Raw genomic sequence first — 15,402 nt, forward strand, 5'->3', positions numbered from 1 at the left:
CCGGAAGTCACCTGAGCAGGAGGGGAGCCTCATGAACACCTCTGTGATGCGAGAAAGCGAGGCAACGGCCGTCCTCGACGCCGCGAGCGAACGCATCCGGCCCGCGCTGCGGGACACGGTCGCCGCGTTGCCCGGCGCGATGCGGCTGGTCAGCGGGTATCACTTCGGCTGGTGTGGACCGGACGGCGGACCCGTGGCCACGCCGACGTCCATGGGCAAGTCGCTGCGGCCCGCGCTGGTGTTCCTCGCGTCGGCCGCGGTCAGCGGGACCACGCCGGTGGTCATGGCCGACCCGGCGACCGTGCGGGCGGCGGTCGCGGTCGAGCTGGTGCACAACTTTTCGCTGATCCACGACGACGTGATCGACCGGGACGTCGTGCGACGGCACCGGCAGACGGTGTGGAAGGTCTTCGGGGTGCCCGTCGCGATCCTCGCCGGGGACGCGCTGCTCGCCCTCGCCGCACAGGTGCTCGCGCGGACCGAGCCCCCCGTGGCCACGAACGCGGTCGCGGTGTTGCACGAATCGGTCCAGCAGCTCATCGAAGGCCAGGCCGCCGACCTGGCCTTCGAAACCCGCGACGACGTCGGGCTGGCCGAATGCGTCGAGATGGCGAGCCGCAAGACCGGCGCGTTGACGGCCTGCGCGTGCGAGCTGGGCGCGCTGCTCGGCGAAGGCGATCCGGACCAGGTGCGGTGTTTGCGGGTCTTCGGGACCCACCTCGGCCTGGCCTTTCAGCTGACCGACGACCTGCTGGGGATCTGGGGCGAAGGCGCGGTGACCGGCAAACCGGACCAGGCGGATCTATGGGCACGGAAGAAGAGCCTGCCCGTCGTGGCCGCGCTGACGAGCGGTACCGCGGCCGCGGCGGAACTGGCCGAGCTGTACCGGAAACCGGAGCGGTGGGGAGGAGCCGAGGTGCTGCGGGCGCTCACCCTGATCGAGCTGGCCGGCGGGCGTGCCTGGGCGCGGGACGAGGCCGCGCGGCACGTCGGGTCCGCGGTGTCCTGCCTCGAACAGGCACACCTCGAACCCGCCACTGCGGCGAACCTCGCGGCGCTGGCCCGGCTCGCCGCCATCCGCGACCACTGAACCTCGGGAGGGCACAGTGAGCGACCGACGGAGTAACCGACCCCGGCCCACGCCGAACGCCACCGCGCTGCTGGACTCGCTCGTACCAGGGGACATCGTGGTACCCGACGCGATCATCTCGGGGCGGCGGGCCACTTCCTGCGAAGCGGCGCCCGTCATCGCCGCCACGCTCCGGCGGCGGGGGCACGCGATCCGCGGCGCCACCGTCAAGGTGGGCAGGCACCCGGGTGGCGTCCCGGTCGTGCTGCGGGCGAACCGGTGGACGGGATGGACGGGCGTCGCCGCGGCCCCCGGGGACCAGGCCGCCCTCGGCGTGTGCGACCGGATGGCGATCGAGCTGGCTCGCGCGAGGCGGGAACGGCTGGTGTGCCTCGCGGCGCCCAGGTCGTTCTGCGCCGGGGTGGAGCGGGCGATCGAGGTCGTCGAACGTGCCCTCGAACGGCGTGGCACGCCGCTGTACGTGCGCAAGCAGATCGTGCACAACGCGACCGTGATCGCCGACCTGGAACAGCTGGGTGCGGTCTTCGTCGACGAACTCGACGAGGTACCGGACGGGGCGACCGTGGTGTTCTCCGCGCACGGTGTCGCTCCCGCGGTGTGGTCCGAGGCCGCCGCGCGCGGGCTGGACGTGATCGACGCGACCTGTCCGCTGGTGGCCAAGGTGCACGCCGAGGCACGACGGTTCGTGCGGCGGGGCGACACGGTGGTGCTGATCGGCCACGGCGGGCACGAGGAGGTCGACGGCACGCTCGGCGAGGCCCCCGGCGAGATCCTGCTGGTGGAGAACGTCGCCGAGGTCGGCACGCTCGACGTCCCCGACCCCACCAGGGTCTCCTATCTGACGCAGACCACCCTCGCCGCCGACGAGACCGCCGAGGTCGTCGATGCGCTGCGACAACGCTTTCCCGCGCTGGCGGGGCCGCCGTCCGACGACATCTGCTACGCGTCGACCAACCGGCAGGACGCGTTGCGCGGCCTGGCCCGCGACGTCGACCTGGTGCTGGTGGTCGGCTCGCCGAACTCTTCGAATTCCCTGCGGCTCGTGGAACTCGCCGAGGCCGCGGGCACCCCTGCCCACCTGATCGACGACGCGACCGACATCGAACTCGGCTGGCTCGCGGACGCCGGCCGGGTCGGGTTGACGGCGGGCGCCTCGGCACCGCCGCATCTCGTCGACGGTGTCGTCGACGCGCTGCGCGGGCTCGGCCACGTCACGGTCACCGAGCATCGCGTCGCGACCGAAACCATCCGGTTCTCCCTGCCGAAGGCGGTCGGTAAGTCATGACCGCCACCGCGTCCGGCGCGCCGAGGCTGCTGAACTCGGTCCTCCGGCGGCAGCGGCTCGCCCGCATGGACAAAGGGCAACTCGACACGCTGGCCCAGGAGATCCGGGAGGTACTGCTGGAGACGGTCTGCGCGACCGGCGGCCACCTCGGGTCCAACCTCGGCGTCGTGGAGCTGACCATCGCGCTGCACCGGGTCTTCGATCCCGGGCGGGACCGGATCGTGTTCGACGTCGGGCATCAGTGCTACCCGCACAAGCTGCTCACCGGCAGGCTTTCGCGCTTCGGCCGTCTCCGCAAGGCGGGCGGGCTCTCCGGCTATCCGGCGCGCGGCGAATCGGAGACGGACGTCGTGGAGAATTCGCACGCGTCCACCGCATTGTCCTATGCCGACGGCCTCACCACCGCGTTCGCGCTCCGTGGACAAGCCGATCGGCGGGTGGTCGTCGTGATCGGCGACGGGGCGCTCACCGGCGGGATGAGCTGGGAGGCGATCAACACCATCGGCGCGGCGGCGCGCCCGATGGTGGTGGTGCTGAACGACAACGGCCGTTCCTACGCGCCGACCGTCGGCTCGATCAGCACGCACCTCCGGGCGCTGCGCGGCCACGCGGCGGGCGCCAACGTCTTCACGAACCTGGGTTTCGCCTATTTCGGGCCGGTGGACGGGCACGATGTCACCGAGATCGAGCACGCGTTCCGGCAAGCGTCCACTATGGACAGACCGGCGCTGGTGCATGTGGTGACCGTCAAGGGAAAGGGATATCCGCCCGCCGAGGCGGACGACGTCGACCACATGCACACCGTCGGGGCGCTGAACCGGGTGACCGGGACGCCCGCCACGGGGCAGGGCAGAACGTGGACCTCCGTGTTCGCGCACGAGATCCGGACGCTCGGCGCGGAGCGCCCGGACCTCGTCTGCCTCAGCGCCGCGATGATCACGCCGACCGGGCTGGCCGACTTCGCGCGCGCGTTCCCCGGCCGCGCGTTCGACGTCGGCATCGCCGAGCAGCACGCGGTGACCAGGGCCGCCGGTCTCGCCATGGGCGGTCTGCACCCGGTGGTCGCGATCTACTCGACGTTCCTCAATCGCGCTGTCGACCAGCTGCTGATGGACGTCGCGCTGCACCGCCTGCCGGTCACCTTCGTACTGGACAGGGCGGGAGTCACCGGACCGGACGGCCCGAGCCATCACGGTGTCTGGGATCTGTCGGTGCTGGGGCTGGTCCCGGGCCTGCGGGTGGCGGCGCCACGGGACCCGGCGGGCCTGCGCGCCCTGCTGCGGGAGGCGGTCTCGGTGACCGAAGGTCCCACCGCGGTCCGGTTCCCCAAGACGACCGCGTCCCACGACATCCCTGCGCGGCAACGGATCGGGCCGGTCGACGTACTCCGGTCCGCCTCGGCGGACGACGTGCTCCTCGTCGCCGTCGGTCCGCTGGCGGCACCCTGTCTCGAGGCCGCCGAGCGGCTGGGCGGCCGAGGGGTGGGGGTCACCGTCGTCGATCCCCGCTGGGTGCTGCCCGTGCCCGCCGAGCTCACCGACCTCGCCGCGCGGTACCGGCTGGTGGTCACCGTCGAGGACAACCTGGTGACCGGCGGGGTCGGCACGCATCTGCGGCAGGCGCTGGACGTCCATCCCGCGCCGCCGCCGGTGCGCGGCATCGCGATACCGCCGCGGTTTCTCGCCCACGGATCCCGCGACGGCCTGTTGCGTGAACACGGTCTCGACGCGGACGGCATCGCCGGCGCGGTGCTGCGGGCTCTCTCGTCCGGGGAGGTGGCCCCGTGATCGGCGCTCCCCGCCGGACGACCCGGCAGGTCACGATCGGCCGGGGCGCCAAGGCGGTGCGGGTCGGGGGAGACGCGCCGGTCTCCGTGCAGTCCATGACGACCACGCCGACCGCGGACACGGAGGCGACGCTGCGGCAGATCGCGGAGCTGACCGCCGCGGGCTGCCAGATCGTCCGGGTCGCGGTGCCGAGTCAGGACGACGCGGACGCGCTGCCCGTGATCGCGGCCAAGTCGCCGATTCCCGTGATCGCCGACATCCACTTCCAGCCCCGCTACGTCTTCGCCGCGATCGACGCGGGTTGTGGCGCCGTGCGGGTGAATCCCGGCAACATCAAACGGTTCGACGACAAGGTGAAGGAGATCGCCGCCGCGGCCGGTGCCGCCGAGGTACCGATCCGCATCGGCGTCAACGCCGGCTCCCTCCACCCGGCACTCCTGGCGAAGTACGGCAAGGCGACTCCGGAAGCGCTGGTGGAGTCGGCGCTGTGGGAGTGCTCGCTGTTCGAGGAACACGGTTTCCGCGACCTCAAGATCTCGGTCAAGCACCACGATCCGCTCGTCACCGTCGACGCGTACCGTCTCCTCGCTTCCCGCTGCGACTACCCGTTGCATCTCGGGGTGACCGAGGCGGGACCGGCTCTGCAGGGCACGGTCAAGTCGGCGACCGCGTTCGCCATCCTGCTCGCCGACGGGATCGGCGACACCATCAGGGCTTCGCTCTCCGCGCCGCCGGTCGAGGAAGTGAAGGTGGGCAACCAGATCCTGGCGTCCCTCGGCCTCCGGCCCCGGCAGCTGGAGATCGTCTCGTGCCCGTCGTGCGGACGGGCGCAGGTGGACGTGTACCGGCTCACGGAACAGGTCGCCGCCGCGTTCGACGGATTCCCCTATCCGCTGCGGGTCGCCGTCATGGGCTGTGTCGTCAACGGCCCCGGCGAGGCGCGGGAGGCCGATCTCGGTGTCTCGTCGGGCAACGGCAAGGGACAGATCTTCGTCCGCGGCAAGGTGGTGCGGACCGTGCCGGAGTCACAGATCGTCGAGGCGCTCTTGGAAGAAGGGGTGCGTCTCGGTGAAACGGCTAGCGCCCGCCCCCAGAGCGCCTGTCCGTGAAGGCCTCCTTGAGGGACCCAGAGTCCCTCAAGGAGGCCTTCACGGACTTGGCACCCGACAGGACACCAGGCAGCCGAGGACGAGAATGGCGAAAAAGGGACTGAGCATGCGGCAGCTCGGCTCCGCCGACGAGCGCGACCTCGACTTCGGCCTCCGGACGATCGTCGGAGGCGGCCCGCAAGCCCGACTCGACGCGTGCCGCTGGTTCCGGCTCGGGACCCGGCTGTTCACAGGTGGTGCAGGACCGCGCTGCCTTGGCGGTCGCCGCTGATCAGCCCGGCTTCCCGCAGCACGGTGGCGTGCCTGCTGGCGTTGCCGATCGAAGTGCCGGTACTGGCCGCGAGCGCGCTGGTGGTGTGCGGCGTGGACAGGACGGACAGGAAGCCGGTGCGGCCGAGTCCGCCGTCCACCGACACCACACCAGGCGCGCCGAGCCCCTGACCCGGGATCAGCGGCGCATCAGCGCGAAGACTCCCCAGCCGAGGTACTCCCGGGTGTACCGCACATAGCCGACCGGCCCGGTGGTGAGTTCCGCCCGCACCGTGGTGGCCAGCTCGTCGCCGGGATTCCGGTCGAGCCAGTGGCGGAGGTTGAGCCACTGTGCCGCCTGGTACCGGTCCCAGCTGTCCTGATCGGCCAGCATCATCTCCACGACGTCGTACCCGAGGTCGCCGAAGTGCCCGATCAGGTCCGGCAGCGTCCGGAAATCGGCTTCGCTGCCGGCGTGGCAGCCTTCTACGACGTCCTGGGTCGGTGGTGCTTTACGCCAATACGGTTCGCCGATCAGCATGAGGCCGCCTGGGCGGAGGCTACGGCTCAACAGCTCGACGGTGCCGGCGACGCCGTCTCCGATCCAGGTCGCGCCGATGCACGCGGCCAGATCGACGGGCTCGTCCGCGACGTGGCCGGAGGCATCGCCCTGAACGAAGCCGACTTGGTCGGCGACTCCGAGTTCGGCGGCGCGAGCCTGAGCCTTCGCGGTGAAGACGGTGCTGAGGTCCACTCCCGTCCCCGTGACGCGGTGGTCACGCGCCCAGGTGCACAGCATCTCGCCCGATCCGCTGGCGAGGTCGAGTGCCCGCGTGCCGGGCGTCAGCCGGAGTGCCTGGCCCAGCGCGGCGAGTTTGTCAGCGGTGAACGGGTTGTGGATGCGGTGGCTGCTTTCGCGAATGGTGAAAATGCGTGGGAGGTCCACAGTGAGGATTCCTTGCTTCGACGAGGTTCCGGAGTTCGTGGAGGGGCGGCCGCCCGCAGTCGGCCACCGCTGCTTGAACCGTCATCGAAAGCACCCCGCTCGGATCTGGTCGATCTAGGACTCGGGCAACCTAGAGCGCTCGTGAGCGCCCTGTCCACTGGTTTCGGGCCGATTGGATATATGGGTACTCTGATCAATATGCGCATCCTCTTGTCAAGTGTTCCGCAGCACGGTCACCTGCTGCCGCTGCTCCCGCTGGCGCGGGCCTTCCGGGATCGCGGTCACGACGTCGCCGTGCTGACCGCAGCCGGAATGGCCCCGGTGCTCGCGCGACAGGGTCTCGACCTGCTGGCGGCCGGACCGTTGCCGGACGTGCTGTTCGCCGAGGTCGCGCGGCGCATCGGGGCCGACCCGGCGACGAACCCCACGCCCGATTCGGTCGCCGAGTTCTTCGCGGGCACCCGTGTCGACCTGACCGCGGACGAGGCACTCGCCGTCACCGCGGAGTTCCGGCCCGACCTCGTCGTGGCGGAGCTGTGCGACTACGTGGGGCCCCTGGTCGCGGCTTCGACGGACACGCCTGTCGCGACTCTGGCCTTCGGGCCGCCGCTGCCGCCGCCGTTCACCGACGCCATGGACGCCATGGCCCGCACGAGGCACGAGGCGCGGGGGCTGCAGTGGCGGCCCAGCAGGTGGTTGCTGGACACGTGGCCGGCGTCGATGCGCGCCGAGGAGTGGCGGCAGCCGGAAGGGTGGCTGCCGTTGCGGCCCGAGGCGTTCCGGGAGCCGGGCACCGAATCGGTGAAGGCCGCTCCGTCGTCGCGGCCCCGGGTGCTGGTGACGTTCGGGACCTTCTTCAGCCAGCCGGCGCAGCTCAGCCCGCTGCTGCGCGCGCTGTCCGAACTGGACGTCGAGATCGTGGTGACACTCGGGCTCGCCGCACAGCCCGAGGAGTTCGACGTCGACCGTTCGCGGATCACTTTCGTCGGCTTCACGCCGATGGACGACCTGCTCGACGGTGCTGACGTGGTGGTGACCCACGGCGGGGCGGGCACGACGTCGGCCGCACTGTCGAAAGGCGTGCCGCTGGTCGTGCTGCCGCAGGGAGCCGACCAGTTCTTCCAAGCCGAGCGGGTGGCCGCCGCCGGTGCGGGCATCGCACTCCTCCCGCCGTCGCAGACGCCGGAAGCGACCGTGGCCGCGGTCCGCACGGTGCTGGAGGACGTGAGCGTCCGCGATTCCGTCGGGATGATCGCCAAGGAGATCGCGGCGATGCCCGCCGCGTCCGAGGTGGCGGAGACGCTGGAAGCGCGGCCATGACCAGGCCGTACCACTCGCCGCGTCGAGCGCAGGAGGCCGCCGAAACGCGGCGGGACATCCTGCGCGCGGCCACGGACTTGTTCTCCGCCAAGGGATACGCCCGGGTCACGGTCGCCGACATCGCGAAAGAGGCGGGCGTCGCGCCGCCGACGGTGTACGCGAGCGCGGGGAGCAAGTCCGAGATTCTGCACCGGATCATCAGTGAGTCGATCGCGCGGACCGACGCCGCCACCGTCGTCGAAGCCGTCCGGCGGACTGACAGCCTGGCGGCGGCGTTGACGCTGGTGGCGCACGGCACCCGGCTGGGCAACGAGAACTCTCGGCAGATCGTCGAGATCATCTTCGCGGCGTTGCCGGTGCACGAGGACGGCGAACTGCTCTGGCGGCAGAGCACGACCCCTTATCGGCAGGCGCTCACCGCGATCGCCGAAACCCTGCGGGACAAGGGTTTTCTGACTGCCGACGTCTCGCACACGACGGACGTGCTGTGGTTCTGCTTCGGTTTCAACGCCTGGCGGACCTTGGTCAAGGAGTGCGGCTGGACCTGGGACGACAGCGAGCGGTGGCTGGCGAGGCAGGCCGTCACGATCCTCGCCGGCTGAGCCGCTCAGTGTTCCCAATGTCGCATTCGAGTCGCTGAGCGTCTCGAATGCGACATTGGGAACGGCGCCGCCGAGGCCGTGCTGCCCGGTGTGGCTATGACCAGATCAACGCCCCGTCGTCGCGGATCGCGGGGTGGCCTGGTCGCGGCGGGGTTTCGGGGCCGGGGTAGCGGTCGAGGCGTTGGGCGGTGTCGGTGAGCATCGCGCCGATGGTGGCCCAATCGCTGGGGTGGGTGCCTTGTTGGGCGAACCAGTCCATCACCCAGCCGCGTTTGGGGCCTGGCCGCAGGTCGACGGCGAGGACGCCGCCATCGATGCTGCGGCAGAACGGGATCAGCGCGGTGCAGTATCCGAAGGTGACGTCGCCGGCGGAGCGGAGATGGTGCCCGCCGGGGCGGCAGCAGTCCTCGTCGGGAAAACGGCCGAGGTCGGCCCATTCTTCTCTCACTCGCGCCACCGACAGCGGCATGTGTCCCGAGGACAGGGTGAGAGCGGTGCGGTAGTCGCGGTCGTCGTCGACTCCGTCCATCAGGCTCCACCACCGCAGCAGTTCGGCCGGAAGTGGCTGCCCTAGGGCGTTTTGGGTGGCGCGGACTTCCTCGGCGGGTGCCGGGGGCCGGAGTGTGGCGGCGGTGACCGGTGAATGGACGCGCAACCAGGTCGCGATCCGTTCCCAGGCCGGGTCGATGCCGTGATCCACCGCCGCACGCTCCTTCAGATCGTTCAGCCTCCGGCACACCCGGACGGCATCGCGGTCATCCGGATTCATTGCCAGTACACGATTCCCTCGGCGTCGAATCTCGGATGCTTCTCCCGGTAGGGAATTTCGGCTCCATGTGCGGAGGCTTCGAGTCGTTCGGCGATCTCGGTGAGCAGTTCGGTCACGCTGCCCCAATGGGTCGTGTCGAAGCCGTCACCGGGCCCCATGTCCATCAGTATGCCGTGGTCTTCGCCGTCGCGGAGGTCGACGCAGAGCAGGGATCCGGTGCCGTCGCTGGCGAAGGGGACCATGGCCGAGCAGAACGGACCGCCGTCGTCGCCCGCCCGGTTCTGGTGTGTCTGGTTGGGCCCGCAGCAGGTCGGATCCGTCGCGCTCGCCGCTGAAAGCCGTTCGTATTCCTGACGGGCGCGTGTCGCCGAGAGGGGGACGAAACGGTTGGGCACCAGGGTCCCGGCCCGTCGTTCGTGCTCGGCTATGCCGTCCGTGAGCGTCCACCATTCGACGAGGTCCGCCGGGAGAGGCAGGCCCACGCTGCGCTCGAGCTCGTGGACTTTCTCCAGGGGGCCCGGAGGGCGGATCAGGTGTGCGGTCGCCGGGGCATGCGTTCGCAGCAGGTTCACGATCCGCTGCCACAGCTGGTTCACCGATGCGGTCACGAAGTCCCTCCTGATCGTCGTCGTACCGAGGTACGGGCAGTTCGCGGTCGCAGGGCCCGCGAACTGCCCGTACTGGCAGACTAGGAGAGCTGCTCGTTGTAGTCGGGCAGCTTGAAGCCCTTTTCGTAGTTGCCGCCGGTGAAGTCACCGGGACGGTTTCCCACGTTGGCGATGATGGTGTACCCGGCGGCGACGTATTCCTTGCGGCAGCGCTGTTTCGTGTCGGTCGCGTGGGACTCCGAGCTCTTGCGCACGCAGACGCGGTCCACCGGATATCCGGCGTCGGTGAGCGCCTCCTTCGCGCTGCTCGCGTCCTTGCGGAAGCTGGCCACCAGCACCGAGACACCCTTCGCCTTGGCGTGCTTGATGAAAGCGAGCACGTCCGCGGTCGGCTCGCCGGGGTTGTAGTAGGTCTCGAGGGCGGTGTTGTCGATGTCGGTGACGACGGCCAGTTTCGTGCCGCCCTTGGCGATCCGCTGGTCGAGGTAGGTCGTGCCGCCCTGCATCGCGGTGTGCACATCGGACAGCCAGGTCCGGTAGCTCGGTACCGAGCTCGCGGCCGCCGCGGGCACGTCGGACGAGTAGCTCGGCGGTACCGCGCCGGCGGAAGCCTGCGGTGCCACGACGCCGAGCACCGCGCCGGTGCATGCGGCGACGGCCAGGGCGCGGGCGGATCTGCTGTTCACTGTGGACCTTCTTTCGTCGCGGTTTTCCGTGGCACAGAAACTGTGCATTTCGAAAATAACCAGCCGACTCCGTACGGGAAACCCTCGGCGAAAGAATCCGTAAACAGGGAAAAGCTATTCCCAGGTCCAATGCAGACCGTGGATTCCGGGGGCCGCGTTCCGCCGCGACACGTGAACGGTGCGCGTGTCGTCGGGGTGTACGGTGGTCCACCCGGTGGTGCGGTTTTCGGGGGTACGGGTCCGCCAGGTTCGGCATTCGACCGGCTCCGCTCCCGCGGCGAAGGCCACCTCGCAGTGGTACTGACCCACGGGTTCCGCGATCCTGCGGTGGTGGTTCTCGGCGACCATCGTCCGCGGGTATTCCTGGACGAAGCCGATGGCCAGCCGTTCACCGCGGGCCAAGGTCCTGTCCAGCACCAATTCCGTCAGCGAGAAGCCTTCTTCGTCGAGCGTGAGCACCGTGCCGGGACGGCAACCGCTGCCCTCGACCACCACGGGTGGCGGAACGCCTGGCTTGCTTCTGGCCGCGAGGATCACCGTGCGCGTCCGGTCCTGTCCGGCCTCGACGAGTTCCCGCACCACGAGGCGGTCGGCGCACCGGTCCGGCCCTACGTGGAACGTCTCGTGCAGCTCGATCTTGCGGACCGGTTTCACCAGGCTTTCCCGGAATTCTTCCAGCAGCGGCGGCAGAAAGGCCGGATGTCCCCACGCCCGATGCCGTCGATGGATGGGCATCGCGGAACGTACCCCGCGACCTCGCGGTCGCGGGGTACCGATCAGCCTGCGCAGGGAGCCCGCCCGCACCGCGAGCACCTCTTCCAGGATCTCCACCGCCCGCAGCGATTCTTCCCGTTCCGGCACGCTTCGGCCGCTCTGCCAATGGCTCAGCGTCATGGTGCTCACCGAGGTGCCCCGGGCGCGGAGACGGTAGTGCAACTGCCGGAGGCTGAGGCCGCGGGTCTGCACCGCCATCGACAACGCACGGCAGAACGGGCCGGTCCGCAGCGCTTCGGCGAACTCGTCGGTTTGGGTCATGGCTCACCTCGACGCGACAGTCTGCGACGAAGGTCGCCGGGACGCCACCGCCTTTCGAGGGTTGACAGCGGCGTCGAACGAGGTCAGCAGAAGACTTCGTCGAGCAGCTTGACGAACCCCGGGTTGGGGTCTCCTTCGGCCGGCGCGCTCGTGACCGAGAGCTCCAGCCGCTTCTTGGTGTCCGGAGTGGTCAGCAGCTGTGAGGTGTAGCCGGGGATGCCGCCGCCGTGGCCCCAGACCTTGGTACCGCACTTCAGGGTCTGGACCTGCAGGCCGAGGCCGTATTCGGGGCTGACCGCGGTGGTCTTGACGATCTCCTGCTGCTGCGCGGGCTTGAGCAGCCTGCCAGTGGCCAGTGCCACGCCGAACGTGTCCAGGTCACGGGTGGTGGAGACGATCTCGCCTGCGGCCCACGCGACCGACGGGTTGATGCGGGTGATGTCGTTCGGCTTGCCGGCCACGGTCACGTAGCCGTGGGCGTGCGGACCCCTGATGTCGGCGTCGTCGCCGGGAACCTCGGTGCCGTCGAGGTGCAGCGGCTTCAGGATCCGCTGCTCGACCGCCTTCCCGTACGGCTTGCCGGTCAGTTTCTCCACCAGCAGGCCCGCGACCACGTAGTTGGTGTTCGAGTAGCTCCACCGGGTGCCGGGGTCGAAGTCGAGCGGCTTGTCGGTGGAGATCTTGAGCAGTTCCTGGGGCGTCCAGTGCTTGTAGCGGATCTTCTCGAACTCGTCCGGGCTGAGCGGCAACGCGTCGGTGTAGTTGTAGAGGCCGCTGGTGTGCTGCATGACCTGGCGGATCGTGATGCGGTCGTCGATCAGACCCGGCAGGTGGCGGACGACCGGCGAGTCCAGGTCGAACTCGCCTTCGCCCGCGAGCTGCAGCAGCACCGTCGACACGAACGTCTTGGTGATGCTGCCGACGCGGAACCGGCCGTTCTCCGGGACCGGGCGATTCGAATTCAGTTCCGCCTTGCCGGAGCGCGCGGAGAACCGCTGGTGGCCGTCGGTCACCCTGGCCTGCGCGCCGAGCGCTCCTCCGCTCGCGGTCATCTGGTCCAGCGCCTCCTGGACGACCTTGCGATCGGCGCCGGTGTCGGCGAGCGCGGTGCCCGTGGTGGTGATCAATCCGGCCGCCGTGAGCGCGGCCACGAGCCGGATCATCGTCGAAGGACGCAGCGATGTTCTTTGCATAATAAGATAAATCTCCCCTCAGAACCTGAATTTCTCCCCAGACGGCGGTCCGCCGCCAGACAATTCGACGCTAGCGCCCGGTGATCACCACCCGCAGTACCGGAAATCGCAACCACTCGAACAGAGCAGAACACCCGATACCGGATGATCCGTTCAGGGCGTTCCCCTACACCGTCTGCGGCGTATCAGGGCGTCCGTAGGCGCCAGAGCGCGTCGTCCCAGGGAGCTCAGCTGCCGGTCCAGTCCGGCTTCTCCTTGGCCAGGAACGAACGTACGCCGAGGGCGAAGTCGTCGCTGCCGAACACCGTCGAGACGACGTCCTCGTCCGGCACCAGGAGGCGTCGCCGCATCCGGCGGACGATCTCCTTGGCGGCCCACTGGGTCAGCGGCGCGCCTCGCCGGAGATCGGCGAGCACGCGGTCGACGGCCTCGTCCAGTTCCTCCGGTGCCACGAGTTCGGTGAGCAGGCCCGCGTTCGCGGCGGTGGCGGCGTTCAGCAAGCGCCCGCGCAGCAGCAGGTCCAGCGTCGCTCCGGGACCCACGTGCCCCATCAGCAGGGAGATCGTGTTGGCGGACAAGCAGTTCCCGAGCGTTCTGGCGATCGGCACGCCGAAGCGGGCACTGGTGTCCGCGACCCGCAGGTCGCACGCCGCCGCGAGTGCCAGGCCGCCACCCGTGCAGGCTCCGCGCACCACCGCCACCGTCGGTTTCCGGACCGCTTCCAGCCTGTCGACCACTCGCGCGATCGAGGCCTCGTAGTCGACCCCGTCCTGCCCGGTGCGGAACCCGGCGAACTGCCGGATGTCCGTGCCCGCGACGAACGCCTTGTCCCCGCCGCCCCGCAGCACGAGCACCCGGACGGCGGGATCGGCGTCGGCCCGTTCGCAGGCCGCGTGCAGCCCTTCGTACATGGCGAAGGTGAGCGCGTTGCGGGAATCGGGCCGGTTGAACGTCACGGTCAGCACGTCGTCGTCGAGTTCGGCGAGCAGATCGTCACCGGGGTCGGAGACGGGCTTCGGCGCGAACTCGGCGAGCACTTTCTCGGTGTGCTCGCCGAAATCGGGACCGGCGGTTTCCCGGCGGGTGGGGGTGCGGGAAAAACGCATGGGCGAACCGAGCTGGCGCACCTGCCCGGCGGCGGGATGCCCGGTGTCCCAGAAGAAACCGCGGTGGGTCAGGTGTTCGTCGGTGAACACCTCGGTGTGATCCGAGATCGGCGCGCAGGGCACCCCCGCCGCGACCAGCGTCGTGACCAGTTCGGCGGTGGTGCGCTCCCGGGTGGTGCGCTCGATGTCCGGGATCAGTTCACCGCGCAGTTCGAGCCGCGAGGTGCTGCTTTCGTAGCGGGGGTCGTCGTACAGGTCCTCCCGGCCGAGCGCCTTGGTGAACGCGGCCCAGGTGTTCGGCGTGATCGCGCCGACGGTGATCCAGCCATCGGCCGTCTCGACAGCCTGGTACGGCGCCTGCGACTGATGCGCGGTGCCGTGTCGTTCCCCCGGCTCGCCGGTGGCGAAGTAGTTCCCGGCCTCCCAGACCGACAGCGAGACCCCGGATTCCAGCAGGGAGACGTCCACGTGCTGGCCTTCACCGGTGCGGTCGCGATGGCGCAGCGCGGCGGTCACCGCCAAGGCGACGTACAGCCCGCACGTCAGATCGCAGATCGGCACGCCGACCTTCGCCGGTCCGGCCCCGGGCTCCCCGGTCACCGACATCAGCCCGGACCGGGCCTGCGCCATGATGTCCAGGCCGGGCTGGTCGGCCAGCGGACCGTCCTGTCCCCAGCCGGAGGCCGACGCGTAGACCAGACCGGGATTCGCGGCCAGCAGTTCGTCCGGGCCGAGACCCAGCCGCCGCATCGCGCCGGGGCGCAAGTTCTCCACCACGACGTCCGCGGCGGCGGCCAGCCGGAGGAACGCCGCCCGGCCGTCCTCGGACTTCAGATCCAGCTCGACGGCTTCCTTGTTCCGGTTGAGCCGCAGGAAGGTGCTGCTCACCCCGCCGACGAACGGGCCGGTGGCGCGGACCGGGTCGCGTGCCTCGCGCGACTCGACCTTGATCACTCTGGCGCCGAGATCGGCCAGCTGGGCCGTGGCGAACGGCGCCGCCAGGAAAACGCCGACCTCGACCACCGTGATGCCGTCGAGCGAGCCTGCCATCTTGCCTCCGGACTTTATCCGTATAGCGGAATTCGGCTATCGCTATACGAATTTTAGCCTCGGAGGGCCGGGGTGGTCGAGTCCGAAGATCAGGGGAACCGGCGGACGAACACGGGTTCGCCGTAGTGGGTGCGATCAGTGCCTTGAAAACCGCAACGGCGCCAGAAACCCTCGGCGCCGCCCGCGACCGGTACGACACTGGTCTCCAGCGACTCCCAGCCGTCGGCGCGAAGTTCGTCCACCAGGAGTTCGACGGCGCGGCTGCCGACACCGCGGCCCTGGTGGTCCGCGCCGACCATGAACCGGAGGAGGTGCGGAGTCCCGGTCTCGACCTCGACGAGCAGGACGCCGACCGGCTGGTCGTCGAGGTGGATGGCCCGCAGGAGCGCGCCCGGTTCGTAGTTGCCCTCGGCGACGGTGAAGGCCGCCGGTGCGACGAGGTGCTGCTGGTCCTCGGCCAGACGCAGCTCGCACACCGCACGGACGTTCTCGCGGGACAGCGGCTGCAGCGATACGGTCATTCCCCGACTTTATGGCACCCGCTCCGGGAACGGCCACACCCCGATC

Annotated in this window: 15 protein-coding genes; 6 read left to right on the forward strand and 9 right to left on the reverse strand. The window is 69.9% G+C overall.

The features are described from left to right. Nucleotides 1-31: 31 nt before the first annotated feature. Genes B0293_RS14825 through ispG form a run of 4 tightly spaced genes read left to right on the forward strand, consistent with a single transcriptional unit; the run spans nucleotide 32 to nucleotide 5,271 of the window. Nucleotides 32-1,090: a polyprenyl synthetase family protein gene (locus tag B0293_RS14825; protein ID WP_005157399.1), complete on the forward strand. Its 1,059-nt coding sequence runs from the start codon at nucleotides 32-34 to the stop codon at nucleotides 1,088-1,090. Nucleotides 1,091-1,106: 16 nt separating this feature from the next. Next, entirely contained in the window at nucleotides 1,107-2,375 is a 1,269-nt protein-coding gene (ispH, locus tag B0293_RS14830; RefSeq protein WP_005157401.1) for a 4-hydroxy-3-methylbut-2-enyl diphosphate reductase, read from the forward strand. Then, nucleotides 2,372-4,162 (forward strand): 1-deoxy-D-xylulose-5-phosphate synthase, encoded by a 1,791-nt coding sequence (locus B0293_RS14835; RefSeq protein WP_005157404.1) that lies wholly within the window; start codon nucleotides 2,372-2,374, stop codon nucleotides 4,160-4,162. Before ispH ends, B0293_RS14835 begins: the two co-directional genes overlap by 4 nt. Continuing rightward, on the forward strand, nucleotides 4,159-5,271 hold the full coding sequence (ispG, locus tag B0293_RS14840; RefSeq protein ID WP_005157405.1) for a flavodoxin-dependent (E)-4-hydroxy-3-methylbut-2-enyl-diphosphate synthase: 1,113 nt from the start codon (nucleotides 4,159-4,161) through the stop codon (nucleotides 5,269-5,271). Before B0293_RS14835 ends, ispG begins: the two co-directional genes overlap by 4 nt. 227 nt (nucleotides 5,272-5,498) lie before the next feature. On the opposite strand, the gene B0293_RS44270 is transcribed toward ispG, so the two are convergent. Together B0293_RS44270 and B0293_RS44275 are read right to left on the reverse strand one after the other, a co-directional pair. Further along, nucleotides 5,499-5,681, reverse strand: a complete 183-nt coding sequence (locus tag B0293_RS44270; RefSeq protein WP_005157411.1) for an ArsR/SmtB family transcription factor — start codon at nucleotides 5,679-5,681, stop codon at nucleotides 5,499-5,501. 38 nt (nucleotides 5,682-5,719) lie between these two features. Beyond that, on the reverse strand, nucleotides 5,720-6,466 hold the full coding sequence (locus tag B0293_RS44275; protein WP_005157413.1) for an SAM-dependent methyltransferase: 747 nt from the start codon (nucleotides 6,464-6,466) through the stop codon (nucleotides 5,720-5,722). A 198-nt stretch (nucleotides 6,467-6,664) separates the two neighbouring features. On the opposite strand from B0293_RS44275, the gene B0293_RS14855 reads away from it, so the two are divergent. Both B0293_RS14855 and B0293_RS14860 read left to right on the forward strand, forming a co-directional pair. Next, on the forward strand, nucleotides 6,665-7,786 hold the full coding sequence (locus B0293_RS14855) for a glycosyltransferase (RefSeq protein WP_005157415.1): 1,122 nt from the start codon (nucleotides 6,665-6,667) through the stop codon (nucleotides 7,784-7,786). After that, nucleotides 7,783-8,388, forward strand: a complete 606-nt coding sequence (locus B0293_RS14860; protein ID WP_005157419.1) for a TetR/AcrR family transcriptional regulator — start codon at nucleotides 7,783-7,785, stop codon at nucleotides 8,386-8,388. The genes B0293_RS14855 and B0293_RS14860 overlap by 4 nt, the downstream gene beginning before the upstream one ends. Nucleotides 8,389-8,482: 94 nt before the next feature. Here B0293_RS14860 and B0293_RS14865 read toward each other — a convergent pair whose 3' ends face one another. From B0293_RS14865 to B0293_RS14895, 7 genes are all read right to left on the reverse strand, one after another. Continuing rightward, the gene (locus B0293_RS14865) at nucleotides 8,483-9,088 is read right to left on the reverse strand and encodes an SMI1/KNR4 family protein (protein ID WP_005157422.1); all 606 of its coding nucleotides are present in this window, start codon (nucleotides 9,086-9,088) and stop codon (nucleotides 8,483-8,485) included. A gap of 65 nt (nucleotides 9,089-9,153) precedes the next feature. Then, entirely contained in the window at nucleotides 9,154-9,765 is a 612-nt protein-coding gene (locus tag B0293_RS14870) for an SMI1/KNR4 family protein (RefSeq protein ID WP_005157425.1), read from the reverse strand. An 80-nt stretch (nucleotides 9,766-9,845) separates the two neighbouring features. After that, nucleotides 9,846-10,451: an HAD family acid phosphatase gene (locus B0293_RS14875; RefSeq protein WP_039917968.1), complete on the reverse strand. Its 606-nt coding sequence runs from the start codon at nucleotides 10,449-10,451 to the stop codon at nucleotides 9,846-9,848. A gap of 114 nt (nucleotides 10,452-10,565) precedes the next feature. Continuing rightward, the gene (locus B0293_RS14880; protein WP_005157432.1) at nucleotides 10,566-11,486 is read right to left on the reverse strand and encodes a hypothetical protein; all 921 of its coding nucleotides are present in this window, start codon (nucleotides 11,484-11,486) and stop codon (nucleotides 10,566-10,568) included. 83 nt (nucleotides 11,487-11,569) lie between these two features. Continuing rightward, complete coding sequence (locus B0293_RS14885; RefSeq protein WP_039917970.1) at nucleotides 11,570-12,649, reverse strand: serine hydrolase domain-containing protein; 1,080 nt, start codon at nucleotides 12,647-12,649, stop codon at nucleotides 11,570-11,572. 257 nt (nucleotides 12,650-12,906) lie between these two features. After that, nucleotides 12,907-14,835 (reverse strand): enoyl-CoA hydratase, encoded by a 1,929-nt coding sequence (locus B0293_RS14890; RefSeq protein ID WP_005157436.1) that lies wholly within the window; start codon nucleotides 14,833-14,835, stop codon nucleotides 12,907-12,909. A gap of 89 nt (nucleotides 14,836-14,924) precedes the next feature. Beyond that, complete coding sequence (locus B0293_RS14895) at nucleotides 14,925-15,356, reverse strand: GNAT family N-acetyltransferase (protein WP_039917973.1); 432 nt, start codon at nucleotides 15,354-15,356, stop codon at nucleotides 14,925-14,927. Between the last annotated feature and the right edge of the window lie 46 nt (nucleotides 15,357-15,402).

Origin of the sequence: Amycolatopsis azurea DSM 43854 (assembly GCF_001995215.1) — a bacterium.
GTDB lineage: Bacteria > Actinomycetota > Actinomycetes > Mycobacteriales > Pseudonocardiaceae > Amycolatopsis > Amycolatopsis azurea.